Raw genomic sequence first — 12,830 nt, forward strand, 5'->3', positions numbered from 1 at the left:
GCGCGAAGCGCGGTTCGCACGGCGTAACCACCGCTTGTGCCGCCGCGTGAACAGAAGAGGTGGATTAGCTTCGCTAATCCACCCTATGCGCTTACGAAGCCGCGACCTCCGCCCTCTTTCCCGGCCGCCATAGCACGATGCCGGCCGCGATCACATCGAGCGCCACGCACATCGCAAACGCCATGGTGTAGTCGCCGCTCGCGCTGCGCACGAGGCCGACGATGCCGGGACCGAAGGCGCTGACGATGCCGCTGATCGACGTACCCAGCCCCATCGCGGCCGCGAACGCCGCACTGCCGATCTCGCGCTGGATGATCAAGGGCGGAAAGGTGATCATGTTGCCGATCGAAAAGCCGTAGACGGCGCAGCACAACAGCAGCACGATCGGGCTCTGGCTGTGCAGGAGCACGAGCAAGGCCGCCGCCTGGCTCATCATCGACGCCGCGCAGGCAAGCCGCGGATCGAGCCGGTCGACGAACAGGCCGAGCGTGAGTCGCCCGATCACCGCCATCGCGGCCATGATGGTGACCGCGAGGCCCGCACTGGCGCGGCCGATCAATGGTTCGAGGAACGTCACCTGGTGAATGATGAATCCCATCTGCGCCAGCAGCGCGATCGCGATCGGCAGCACCATGGTCCAGAATGATGCAACGGCGAGCAGCGCCCGGCGCGAATGGCGCGCGGCGTTGCCGCCGCTGGAAACTGGTCCCGCTGCATGCAGCGACGCGGCGGCCGGCCAGCCGGTGAAGACGACGACCACCGGCAAGACCAGCGCCACCATCACGATGGTCGCCGCCAGCATGGCCGAACGGAAGCCGATGCTGGTGCTCAGCGCCAGCAATACGGGAACGAGGATGATGCCGCCGCAGGTGGCGCCGTTGAAGGCGAGGCTGAGCGCGAGCCCGCGCCGTCGCTCGAACCAGGCGTTCAGCACGGTGGCGATCACCACCGAGCCCATTCCGGTCCAGCCGACCGACATCAGGGCATAGGCTAGATAGAGCTGCCAGGGCAATTGCATCAATCCCAGCAGCGCGGTCGATGCGCCAAGCGCCGCAAGCCCGCACAGGATCAGCGCGCGCAACCCGATGCGGACAAGCAGATCATCGGTAAAGATCACGAGGACGGCGCTCAGCAGGAACGAGAAGGTGCTGGCCGAGGACACCAGCGTGCCCGGCCAGCCATGGGCGCGCTGGAGCTCGGCGAGATAGACGCCCTGGCCGTAGAGGCCAAAGCCGAACATGAAGAAGGCCATCAGGAAACAGGCCAGCACCACGCGCCAGCCGCGGTAGCGCAGCGAGGACTCGTCAACCTCAGTTGCGGCGATCATCGTCAGATATCGGCCTGATGGAACGAACGGCTGATCGTGACGCACAACCACCGGTTTTTCAAATGAAAGATGTAGCCGATTGTTGCAATGCGCAAATCGCGCTGCTAGGTCGTTCCCCCGACGCCATCGGGGCGGGTGTCATGCAACCATTTAACGGCATCACTGCCGAATTGATTGAGCCGCAGGATTGGCACGCCTGCGGGATCATGTAGGCTGAGCTGTGCAAGACTCGCCAGCGGCAGCGCCGCGGCGAGCGCAGGGAGTGCTCATGCCGAACGGCAATATCATCGTCACGGACGACCGCGGCACACGCGTCATCACCCTGCGCCGTCCCGGCAAGAAGAACGCGATCACGCAGCACATGTATCGCGAGATGAGCCGGGCGATCGACACCGCACAGAATAATCCCGATATCCGCTGCATGATCATCACCGGCGGCTCCGGCGTGTTCACCGCCGGCGACGATATCGACGATTTCATGCATGCCGACGCGGCCCGTCCGGAGACGTTGTCGGACGGCGCCAAATTCCTCTATTCGCTGGCGCTCAACGTCAAGCCGATCATCGCAGCCGTGGACGGTGCCTCGATCGGCATAGGCACCGTGATGCTGTTTCACTGCGACTATGTGCTCGCCTCGAACGCCGCGACCTTCTCGGCGCCCTACATCAATCTCGGGCTCGTTCCGGTCGGTGCCGCCAGCCTCCTGATGCCCCGCACCATGGGTTACCAGCGCGCCTTCGCCATGCTGGTGATGGGCCGCAGCTTCACGGCCGCCGAGGCCCATGCCGCCGGCTTCGTCAACACCGTGGTGTCGCCGGGACATACCGAGGTCGAAGCCCGCAAGGTAGCGCGCGAGATCTGCCGGCTTCCGGCCGAAGCGGTCGCAATCTCGCGCAAGCTGCTGCGCGCCCCGCCGGAAGAACTGACCCGCCGCATCGACCAGGAGGCCCATTTGTTCGGCGAGCGGTTGAAGTCCAACGATGCGATTGCCGCGTTCAATGCCTTCGCGAACAGGAAGAAGAGGAAGTAGGACTGTCCGTCGCCCCATCCCCCCGGCCGTCATTCCGGGGCGCGACGAAGTCGGGAGCTATGGTGCGCAATTGCGCACCTGAGAATCCATTCATCCACCGTCGCTGGCGCGCGATGGATTCCGGGCTCGCGCTCCGCCCGCCCCGGAATCACAGCGAGAACCTTCGTGAAATCTTCGCGCCGAGCGATTAATCTTGTTCCATGCGATACCAATCCATCCTTGCCACGCTTTCGCTCGCGCTTCTCACCCTCCCCGCCGCGGCGCAGACCGCAGCGCCGGTCGAGCTGCGGATTCTCGCGATCAACGATTTCCACGGCAACCTCCGTCCGCCGCCGGGCGGCATCCGCATCGCTGACCCCGAAGACAAGACCAGGAAGGTGATGGTGGCCGCCGGCGGTGCCGAATACATGGCGACGCTGGTGAAGCAGCTGAGCGAGGGGCACAAGAACACCATCTTCGTCGCCGCCGGCGATCTGATCGGGGCGAGCCCGTTCCTGTCGGCGATGTTTCACGACGAGCCCTCGGTCGAATCGCTTTCGATGATGGGGCTTGCGATCACCTCGGTCGGCAACCACGAATTCGACGAAGGCAAGACCGAGCTGCTCAGGATGCAGAATGGCGGCTGCCATCCCGAAGACGGCTGCCAGGGGCCGCATGCTTTCACCGGCGCCAAATTCCACTATCTCGCGGCGTCCACGGTAGAGACCGCGACCGGCAAGAGCGTGCTGCCGCCTTACGAGATCCGCGAGTTCGGTGGGATTCCGGTCGCCTTCATCGGGCTGACCCTGAAGGAGACCGCCGGCATCGTCTCGCCCAAGGGCATTGCGGGACTGGAATTTCGCGATGAGGCCGAGACGGTGAACGCACTGGTGCCGCAGCTGAAGGCGAAGGGGGTCGAGGCGATCGTGGTGCTGATCCACCAGGGCGGTGAGCCCGCAGGCGACTACAACGAATGCCCCGGCATTACCGGACCCATCGTCGACATCGTCAAGAAGTTCGACCCTGCCGTCGACGTCATCGTCAGCGGCCACACGCACCGCGCCTATGTCTGCGATATCGATGGGCGGCTCGTCACCAGCGGCGACAAATACGGCACGCTGGTGACCGCGATCGACCTCAAGCTCGATCCTGCAACCCGCGACATCGTCGGCGCCAAAGCCGAGAACGTCATCGTCGCCAACGCTTCGCTGGCCAAGGATCCGGAGCAAACCGCGCTGATCGACGCCTATGACAAGCTCTCGGCGCCGATCGCCAACCGGCCGGCCGGATCGGTGACGCAGACGCTGTCGCGCGTTCCGAACGAAGCCGGTGAAAGCGCACTCGGTGACGTTATCGCCGATGCCCAGCTCGCCGCGACGAAGGATGCCAAGGACGGCAGCGCTGTCATCGCGCTGACCAATCCCGGCGGCATCCGCACGGATCTCGTCCCCAAGGACAACGGCGCGGTGTCCTATGGCGACCTGTTCGCAAGCCAGCCGTTCCGCAACCGCCTCGTCACCATGACGCTCACGGGCAGTCAGCTCAAGGATATGCTGGAGCAGCAATGGCTCGATCCGAAGCGGCCGCGAATCCTCCAGGTCTCGATCGGGTTCAGCTACAGCTGGGACGCGTCAAAGTCATTCGGCGAGCGCATCATGGCCGACAAGATGACGCTCAACGGCAAGCCGATCGAGCCGGCCAGCTTCTATCGCGTGACTCTCAACGACTATCTGGCGGTCGGCGGCGACGGTTTTACCGTCGCCAAGCAGGGCACCTCGCCGCAATATGGCGGCTACGATTCCGACGCGCTGTTTGCCTTCTTTAAGGCGCATGGTCCGATCGGCCCGTTGCCGGCCACCCGCATCCTGCGCGTCAATTGATCTGGATCAAGCGGGCCGGAACGGGTCGGGCCTTTGCCATTCGCTGCGGAACGCCTAGATTGGGTTTTGCATTGCGTTTTGGCGCCGGATGCGCCAAGCGACGTCGAGAGTTCGTTCCCCGTGAGGCCGACCTGATGAGCACGTTTCTTCTTTCCCACAAGGCCTGCCTCGACCATGTCACGCCGCCGGGACACCCCGAACGCCCGGATCGCCTGCGTGCGGTGGAAGAAGCGCTGTCGGTCGAGCGCTTCCAGTTCCTGGCGCGCGATCAGGCGCCGGAGGGCGATCTCGATCTCGTCACGCTCTGCCACAACGAGCACTACGTCACCGAGCTGCGCCACGTCGCGCCGAGCAGCGGCCAGATCTATCTCGACGGCGACACCTCGATGTCCCCGGGTACCTGGGAAGCGGTGATGCGCGGCGTCGGCGGCGCGGTGGCGGCGACCGAGGCCGTGATGAACGGCGAGCACCGCAACGCCTTCGTCGCGGTGCGCCCGCCCGGCCACCACGCCGAGATCGGCAAGCCGATGGGCTTCTGCTTCTTCGACAATGTCGCCATCGCCGCGCGCCATGCGCAGCGAAAATACGGCATCGAGCGGGCCGCCATCGTCGATTTCGACGTCCACCACGGCAACGGCACCCAGGACATCTTCTGGTCGGATCCATCAGTGATGTACTGCTCGACCCACCAGATGCCGCTGTTTCCGGGTACCGGCGCCAAGGGCGAGCGCGGCGATCACGACACCATCGTCAACGCGCCGCTCGCCTCGGAAGACGGCGGCCCCGAATTCCGCAGCGCGTTCGAGAATCTGATCCTGCCGCGGCTGGAGAAATTCAGCCCCGAGCTCCTCATCATCTCCGCGGGCTTCGATGCGCACTACCGCGATCCGCTGGCCTCGCTGAACTTGCGCGCGGAGGATTATGCCTGGGTGACGCGCAAGCTGATGGACCTCGCCGACAAGTCCGCCGGGGGACGCGTTGTCTCTGTGCTTGAAGGCGGCTACGACCTGCAAGGACTGAAAGAATCTGTTACGGCGCATGTCGGCGCCCTGATGGGCGCTTGAGATACCCGCCACATTAAGCCCGCAAAACTCTGCTGTTTTGCAAGCGCAGCGAATCGGGCAATCGGAAACGGATATGGCCGAAAATACCCAAGTCGACGTCTCCAGGCTCACCTTCGAGCGCGCGATCGAGGAACTCGAAACGATCGTGAAGCGGCTCGAGGACGGCAAGGTGCCGCTCGAGGAATCCGTCACGATCTACGAACGCGGCGAAGCCCTGAAACGGCGCTGCGAGGAGCTGTTGCGCCAGGCCGAGGCGCGCGTCGACAAGATCACCACCGACGCCAGTGGCCAGGCCGCCGGCACGGCGCCCCTGGACGTGCAGTAAGGCCCGAAGCCACCCGACTCGCGCATCAGCCGCTTGCGATTTTCAAGATCGCACGCACCGTCTTGGCCGGCGAAGGGAACCGGAAGGTCGGAGAGTTCCCGCCTCGGCGTTCTCCATCCCGCGAATTCCGCCGAAAAGGCCGTCTTTCCGCAAGAATCCTGCCAAAGAACCGGGCAGGATTGGAACCTTCGCTCCGGCGCCACGATTAACCAAATTGGCCCGACGGTTGCAGCTGCATACCCGTGATCGGCCCTGTGGGTTGGCTTTGGCCTAAGCTTTGGTGTAAAGCTGCGCGGAGTGTGGCTTTTTGTTAGCCTTGACGTGGGGACCGATTTTCGATGTCAAGTGCCTCAAATCGCTAATGAATTGGCTGGGACGGACGAAGCCGATCTACGTGACAGGGATCACAGAGACTGAACCGGAGCGCACTTAGGCTCACCTAAGCTTGAAGACGGGGCCTTGCCCCATGCAGGTGGCTCCGACGGTTTAAGGACTCGCGCTGCGCCGATATTGTGCAAACCCATCGCGCACCGGAATGACCTTCCGGCGCTGACAAATTGGAAATCGCCGTGAACGCATACAGTAAAACGCCGCTTCTCGACACCATCCGGACGCCGGAAGACCTGCGCAAGCTCAAGGTCGAGCAGGTTCGCCAGGTCGCCGACGAGCTGCGGCAGGAAACGATCGATGCCGTCTCGGTGACCGGCGGTCACTTCGGCGCTGGCCTCGGCGTGGTCGAGCTCACCACCGCGATCCACTACGTCTTCGACACGCCGCGTGACCGGCTGATCTGGGACGTCGGCCATCAGGCCTATCCGCACAAGATCCTCACCGGTCGCCGCGACCGCATCCGCACGCTGCGCACCGGCGGCGGCCTGTCCGGCTTCACCAAGCGCAGCGAGAGCGATTACGATCCGTTCGGCGCCGCGCATTCCTCGACCTCGATCTCCGCCGGTCTCGGCATGGCCGTCGCGCGCGATCTCTCCGGCGGCAAGAACAACGTTATCGCCGTGATCGGTGACGGTGCGATGTCGGCGGGCATGGCCTATGAGGCCATGAACAATGCCGGCGCCATGAATTCGCGCCTGATCGTGATCCTCAACGACAACGACATGTCGATCGCCCCGCCGGTCGGCGCCATGAGCGCCTATCTGTCGCGCCTCTACTCCGGCAAGACCTATCGCACGCTGCGCGATGCGGCCAAGCAGATCAACAAGCGCCTGCCCAAGATCCTCGCCAACCGCGCCAACCGCGTCGAGGAATATTCCCGCGGCTTCATGATGGACGGCGGCACGCTGTTCGAGGAGCTCGGCTTCTATTACGTCGGCCCGATCGACGGCCATAATCTCGACCATCTGCTGCCCGTGCTCAAGAACGTCCGCGACATGGAGACAGGGCCGATCCTGGTCCATGTCGTGACGCAGAAGGGCAAGGGCTACGGGCCGGCGGAAGCCTCCGCCGACAAGTACCACGCCGTCGTCAAGTTCGACGTCGCCACCGGCACGCAGGCCAAGGCCAAGCCGAATGCGCCGGCCTACCAGAACGTGTTCGGCCAGAGCCTCGTCAAGGAAGCGCAGAAGGACGACAAGATCGTCGCCATCACCGCGGCGATGCCGTCGGGCACCGGCGTCGACATCTTCAACAAGGCGTTCCCCGACCGCACCTTCGACGTCGGTATTGCCGAGCAGCACGCCGTGACCTTCGCCGCCGGTCTCGCGACCGAGGGCTACAAGCCGTTCTGCGCGATCTACTCGACCTTCCTGCAGCGCGGCTACGACCAGATCGTCCATGACGTCGCGATCCAGAACCTGCCCGTGCGCTTCGCCATCGACCGCGCCGGCCTCGTCGGCGCCGACGGCGCGACCCATGCCGGCTCGTTCGACAACGCCTATCTCGGCTGTCTGCCCAACATGGTGATCATGGCTGCGGCCGACGAAGCCGAGCTCGTGCACATGGTGGCGACCCAGGTCGCGATCAACGACCGTCCGAGCTCGCTGCGTTATCCGCGCGGCGAAGGCCGCGGCATCGAGATGCCCGAGGTCGGCATTCCGCTCGAGATCGGCAAGGGCCGCATGATCCGCCAGGGCAGCAAGATCGCCCTGCTCTCGTTCGGCACGCGTCTCGCCGAATGCGAGAAGGCGGCCGACGAGCTCGCCGCCCATGGCCTCTCCACCTCGATCGCCGATGCGCGCTTCATGAAGCCGCTCGACACCGAGCTGGTGCTCAAGCTCGCCCGCGACCACGACGTGCTGATCACGATCGAGGAGGGCTCGGTCGGCGGCTTCGGCTCGCATGTCGCGCAGTTCCTGACCGATCAGGGCGTGCTCGACACCGGCATGGTCAAGTTCCGCGCGATGGTGCTGCCCGACGTGTTCCAGGACCACGATACCCCGGCGGCGATGTACGCCCGCGCCGGCCTCGACGCCAAGGGCATCGTCGCCAAGGTGTTCGAAGCGCTCGGCAAGGATGTGAAGGCCGAGACGGTCAAGCTGGCTTGATTGAATCACCTCTTCCGCTTGCTTGCGGGAGAGGTCGCGCCGAAGGCGCGGGTGAGGGTTCTAACCTCCGGGGGGTGTCCCCGAGAGGAGACACCCTCTCCCCAACCCTCCCCCGCAGGCGGGGAAGGGAGCAGACCGCACGCTGTGGCTTGCATCTCGGCCCCATTTTTCGGTTCGCTCCTCATGAAAATCTATCTGGCAGGTCCCGACGTGTTCCTGCCGGATGCGGTTGAGATCGGCCGGCGCAAGGCCGCGATCTGCACCGCCCACGGTCTTACCGGTCTCTATCCCCTCGACAACGCCATTGACCTCACCGCTTCAGACGCCTCGCGGCAGATCTTTTGCGGCAATGAGGCGATGATGGACGGGGCCGACGCCATCATCGCCAATCTCACCCCGTTCCGCGGTGCCGGCGCCGACCCCGGCACCGTCTACGAGCTCGGCTACATGGCCGGCCGCCGCAAGTTTTGCCTCGCTTACTGCAACGATCCCGCCACCTATGCCGACCGCCTCGGTCGCTTCATGGCCGTCACCCCTGAGGACGGACGGCTGGTCGATGCGCAGGGGCTGACCGTCGAGGATTTCGGCCTCGTCGATAACCTGATGATGATCCATGCGCTGGAGCTGCATGGCTGCCCGCTGGTGACGCCGGCGCAAATGCCTGTTGACGTCTGGCATGATCTGGCCGCGTTCGAGGCTTGCGTACGGATGGCGGCCGCGCGATTGATCGCTACATAGCGATCAATCGCTGGAGAGATCGATGTCCCCTGCCCGCAAGCGCGCTGATGTTCTGCTGGTCGAGCGCGGCCTGTTCGAGAGCCGGGCGCGGGCGCGCGCGGCAATCGAGGCCGGGCTCGTCACGGCCAACGACAAGCAGGTCGAAAAACCGTCGGAGACGATCGCCGAGGACGCCGTGATCCAGGCCGAGCCGGCGCATCCCTACGTCTCGCGCGGCGGCGTCAAGCTCGCCGGCGCGCTGGAGCGCTACAGAATCGAGATCGAGGACCATGTCTGCCTCGACGTCGGCGCCTCCACCGGCGGTTTTACGGAGGTGCTGCTGGCGAATGGCGCGAGCCTGGTGTTCGCCGTCGATGTCGGCACCAGCCAGTTGCACGCCTCGCTGCGCGGTCATCCCAAAATCGTATCGATGGAGGAGACCGACATCCGCGCCTATGAGGGCAAGCGGCTGCCGGCGCGGCCCGATGTCGTCGTCATCGACGTCAGCTTCATTTCGCTGAAGACCGTGCTTCCCGTTGCGCTGTCGCTGGCGGCCGCGCCGATGAGCCTGCTGGCGCTGATCAAGCCGCAATTCGAGGCTGACAGGAAGCACAACAAGAAAGGCATCATCCGCGACGCCGCCGTGCATCAGGAGATCTGCGACGACATCGCGGCCTTTGCCGCCTCGCTCGGCTGCACCGAGATCGAGGTGTTTCCCTCCTCGATATCAGGCGGTGACGGCAATATCGAATTCTTCCTGGGCGCGCGCCGTGGTTGAACGTGTCACGATCGATCATGTCGGCCATCGCGGCGACGGCGTTTCACTCACGACGGGCGATGCGATCTATGTGCCCTACACGCTTGGCGGCGAGAGCGTCGAGGTCGATCACGTTGCCGGCCATCATCCCGACCGTCGCAAGCTGCTGGCGGTCGATATCGCCAGCCCCGAGCGCATCGAACCGTTCTGCCCGCATTTCGGCGTCTGCGGCGGCTGCGCGATCCAGCATTGGGCAGCGGAGCCCTACCAGGCCTGGAAACGCAACATCGTGGTCGAGACGCTGGCGCAGGCCGGCATTCCTTGCGAGGTGGCCCCGCTGGTCGATGCGCATGGTGCCGGGCGAAGGCGCGTCACGCTGCACGGAAGGTTCGGCACGCATGACGTGCTCAAGGTCGGCTTTTCCGCGACGAGCTCGCACGATGTGATCCCGATCGACCGCTGTCCGATCCTCGATCCCGCGCTGGAAGGCGCGCTCGATGCCGCCTGGGCCATCGCCGAGCCGCTGACGTCGAAAATGCCGGTGACCAAACCGCTCGACATCCAGGTGACCGCCACCATCAACGGCCTCGATGTCGACGTGCGCGGCTCCGGCCCGCTGCCGACGCCGCTGGTCACCGCGCTGTCGCGCGTCGCCGAGCAGCATCGTCTGGCGCGGCTGACGCGGCGTGGCGAATTGGTGCTGCAACGCCTGCCGCCAACGGTGCGGATGGGCCGCGCCGAGGTGACGCTGCCGCCGGGCTCGTTCCTGCAGGCAACCGTGGCCGGTGAAGAGACGCTTGCTTCACTCGTCGCCGAGCGCGTCGGCAAGGCGAAGGAGGTTCTCGACCTCTTCTGCGGCGTCGGTCCGTTTGCGCTCAGGCTCGCCGAGAAAGCCCGCGTCACCGCCTATGACAGCGACGCCGGCGCGATCGCCGCGCTCGCCAAGGCGGCGCGCACGCCGGGACTGAAGCCGATCAAGTCCGAGCCGCGTGACCTGTTCCGCCGTCCGCTGGTGCCACCGGAGCTGCGCGATTTCGATGCCGTGATATTCGATCCGCCGCGCCAGGGCGCACAGGCACAGGCGCTGAAACTCGCCGCGAGCAAGGTGCCCGTGGTGATCGCGGTGTCCTGCAATGTCGCGACCTTCGCCCGTGACGCGCGGCTGCTGATCGATGGCGGTTACAAGGTCGAGAATGTCGTCCCGGTCGATCAGTTCCGCCACACGCCGCATGTCGAGCTGGTGGCGAAGTTCAGCCGCTAAAGCGCGATGAGATCGGGTAGAATCGTCATCGCGCTTCAGCTCTTTATTTAAGCATCATCTCCGCGCAAACGCGTTTCGCTGATGTCGCGAGGGAAAACCGCTTCACACTTCTCCGGATCATGCTTTAGCGCCGCAGCTGGCCCAGCGCCGGCGACTCGCCCGGCAGCATGTTCGACCTGATATCGCTGTCCATGAGGCCGGAGTCGCGCTGGGTGAACCCGGCGCCGAACGACAGGCTGAGATTGGACGTCGGCTTGAATTCGACGCCCGCAAATCCGCCGTAGCCGGGACCGGCGGCGGAGGTCAGCGGTGCAACCGAGCTGCCGATGCCGTTACCGTATTTCAGCGTGTCGAAGCCGGCAAAGAAGGTCACGGGCGAGCCGCCCGCGGTCTTCATGTTGTAGCCGAACTGCGTGCTGTCGAAGGAGAGCGCGCTGAAATTGCCTGAAGATCCGGCCTGGGTGAAACCGCTCAGGCCGAGATTGCCGCTCCGGCTTCCGACGAAAAAGCCGGGACGGAAATCATAGCCATCGCTGTAGCTCTCGGTGCTGCCGCCATAGCCGAAAGCCCCGCCCGGAATCCAATACTGCACAGGCGCGACCTGGGCATGAGCAGGTCCGCCGCCAAGGCAGAGCAGCGCGAGAAGGGCAGTAAGACCACAGGTACGAGTAAAGCCGGGCATCGAGGTAACCGTCAGAATGGTGCGCAAAATATACGCCCGCCAAGGTGCGAATGCCAGTGATGCGATGCCGCTGATCACGCCATCGGGTTCCAGACCCTGACGCTTTGAACCTCCTTCGTGCCGGATTGACCCATTGAAGAGACGCGCAAGCTGAAGCCGCGGCTTTGACCGCGAAAGCCCGATGCCGTCCGATCACGCGCGATTGCGCAGACCTTTGAAAATGCCCGACATTCGATGGAGGCTGTCATGGAGGTCAATTCCGACAAGTTGAATGCCTTTATGGGTAAAATGGTCACCGAGATGGGTGCGGCGATGAACGCGTCGCTGGTCCTGCTCGGCGACAAGCTTGGGCTCTACCGGACGCTCGCCGCCAAGGGGCCAATGAGCTCGACCGAGCTCGCAAGCGCCACCGGGACGGCGGAGCGCTATGTCCGCGAATGGTTGTCGAGTCAGGCGGCGTCCGGCTACATCGAATACGATTCCGCATCGCGCAAGTTCTCGATGCTGCCGGAGCAGGCGATGGCGCTTGCCGATCAGGATAGCCCCGTGTTCCTCGGTGCCTTCCCCAATGTCGTTGCCTCGACCTTTCTCGACGAGCCGAAGATCACCGACGCATTCAAGTCCGGCAAGGGCGTCGGCTGGAACCGGCGCAGTGAGTGCCTGTTCTGCGGCACCGCCCGCTTCTTCCGCACCGGCTACATGCATCACCTGGTGCAGGAATGGCTGCCCGCGCTTGACGGCGTCGTGGACAAGCTGAAGCGCGGCGCCAAGGTCGCCGATGTCGGCTGCGGACATGGCGTCTCGACACGGCTGATGGCGGAGGCCTTTCCAAACTCCCGCTTCTATGGCTTCGACTATCACGAGGGTTCGATCGAGGCGGCGCGCAAGGCGGCCGCCGAGGCCAGGCTCGGCGATCGCGTCAGCTTCGCGGTTCACTCGGCCAAGACCTATCCGGCCGAGGGCTACGATCTCGTCTGCTTCTTCGACTGCCTGCACGACATGGGCGATCCCGTCGGCGCCATCAGCCATGTGCGCCAGACCATGGCGAAGGACGGCACCTGCATGCTGGTCGAGCCATTCGCGGGCGACCGCCTCGAAGACAATCTCAACCCGGTCGGGCGCGTCTATTACGCGGCATCGACCATGATCTGCACACCGGCCTCGCTCGACCAGGAGGTGGGCCTCGCACTCGGCGCGCAAGCCGGCGAGGCAAGGCTACGCAAGGTCGCAGCCGAAGGCGGCTTGTCGCGCTTCCGCCGCGCCGCGGAAACGCCGTTCAACCTGATCCTCGAAGCACGGATCTGATTTTG

General features: G+C 64.7%; 12 protein-coding genes. 10 read left to right on the forward strand and 2 right to left on the reverse strand.

Going from position 1 to position 12,830, the window contains the following annotated elements:
- Positions 1 to 91: 91 nt before the first annotated feature.
- Positions 92 to 1,327 carry an MFS transporter gene (locus ACNJX9_RS29200; RefSeq protein ID WP_439405447.1) on the reverse strand — a complete coding sequence of 412 codons (1,236 nt, stop codon included), beginning with the start codon at positions 1,325 to 1,327 and terminating at the stop codon, positions 92 to 94.
- A 17-nt stretch (positions 1,328 to 1,344) separates the two neighbouring features.
- Here ACNJX9_RS29200 and ACNJX9_RS29205 point away from each other — a divergent pair, with 17 nt between their 5' ends.
- The 9 genes from ACNJX9_RS29205 (at position 1,345) to ACNJX9_RS29245 (ending at position 10,838) form a co-directional block, all read left to right on the forward strand.
- Positions 1,345 to 1,539 carry a hypothetical protein gene (locus tag ACNJX9_RS29205; RefSeq protein ID WP_157083666.1) on the forward strand — a complete coding sequence of 65 codons (195 nt, stop codon included), beginning with the start codon at positions 1,345 to 1,347 and terminating at the stop codon, positions 1,537 to 1,539.
- Between the two features lie 56 nt (positions 1,540 to 1,595).
- The gene (locus ACNJX9_RS29210; RefSeq protein ID WP_057753540.1) at positions 1,596 to 2,357 is read left to right on the forward strand and encodes an enoyl-CoA hydratase-related protein; all 762 of its coding nucleotides are present in this window, start codon (positions 1,596 to 1,598) and stop codon (positions 2,355 to 2,357) included.
- A gap of 200 nt (positions 2,358 to 2,557) precedes the next feature.
- A complete protein-coding gene (locus tag ACNJX9_RS29215; RefSeq protein ID WP_439405450.1) occupies positions 2,558 to 4,216 on the forward strand; it encodes a bifunctional metallophosphatase/5'-nucleotidase in 1,659 nt (552 codons plus the stop codon).
- A 134-nt stretch (positions 4,217 to 4,350) separates the two neighbouring features.
- On the forward strand, positions 4,351 to 5,280 hold the full coding sequence (locus ACNJX9_RS29220) for a histone deacetylase family protein (protein WP_439405451.1): 930 nt from the start codon (positions 4,351 to 4,353) through the stop codon (positions 5,278 to 5,280).
- A 73-nt stretch (positions 5,281 to 5,353) separates the two neighbouring features.
- The gene (locus ACNJX9_RS29225; RefSeq protein WP_014497196.1) at positions 5,354 to 5,605 is read left to right on the forward strand and encodes an exodeoxyribonuclease VII small subunit; all 252 of its coding nucleotides are present in this window, start codon (positions 5,354 to 5,356) and stop codon (positions 5,603 to 5,605) included.
- Positions 5,606 to 6,174: 569 nt separating this feature from the next.
- Entirely contained in the window at positions 6,175 to 8,103 is a 1,929-nt protein-coding gene (gene dxs, locus ACNJX9_RS29230; protein ID WP_057753863.1) for a 1-deoxy-D-xylulose-5-phosphate synthase, read from the forward strand.
- A gap of 183 nt (positions 8,104 to 8,286) precedes the next feature.
- Entirely contained in the window at positions 8,287 to 8,841 is a 555-nt protein-coding gene (locus ACNJX9_RS29235; RefSeq protein ID WP_057753550.1) for a nucleoside 2-deoxyribosyltransferase, read from the forward strand.
- Positions 8,842 to 8,863: 22 nt separating this feature from the next.
- Positions 8,864 to 9,598: a TlyA family RNA methyltransferase gene (locus tag ACNJX9_RS29240; protein WP_220000643.1), complete on the forward strand. Its 735-nt coding sequence runs from the start codon at positions 8,864 to 8,866 to the stop codon at positions 9,596 to 9,598.
- On the forward strand, positions 9,591 to 10,838 hold the full coding sequence (locus ACNJX9_RS29245) for a class I SAM-dependent RNA methyltransferase (RefSeq protein ID WP_439405454.1): 1,248 nt from the start codon (positions 9,591 to 9,593) through the stop codon (positions 10,836 to 10,838). The genes ACNJX9_RS29240 and ACNJX9_RS29245 overlap by 8 nt, the downstream gene beginning before the upstream one ends.
- A 124-nt stretch (positions 10,839 to 10,962) precedes the next feature.
- Here ACNJX9_RS29245 and ACNJX9_RS29250 read toward each other — a convergent pair whose 3' ends face one another.
- A complete protein-coding gene (locus tag ACNJX9_RS29250) occupies positions 10,963 to 11,520 on the reverse strand; it encodes a hypothetical protein (RefSeq protein ID WP_057753865.1) in 558 nt (185 codons plus the stop codon).
- A 246-nt stretch (positions 11,521 to 11,766) separates the two neighbouring features.
- Between ACNJX9_RS29250 and ACNJX9_RS29255 the strand changes: the two genes are divergently transcribed.
- Positions 11,767 to 12,825: a class I SAM-dependent methyltransferase gene (locus ACNJX9_RS29255; protein ID WP_439405456.1), complete on the forward strand. Its 1,059-nt coding sequence runs from the start codon at positions 11,767 to 11,769 to the stop codon at positions 12,823 to 12,825.
- Positions 12,826 to 12,830: the final 5 nt, after the last annotated feature.

Source organism: Bradyrhizobium sp. BLXBL-03 (assembly GCF_051853015.1).
Lineage (GTDB): Bacteria > Pseudomonadota > Alphaproteobacteria > Rhizobiales > Xanthobacteraceae > Bradyrhizobium > Bradyrhizobium manausense.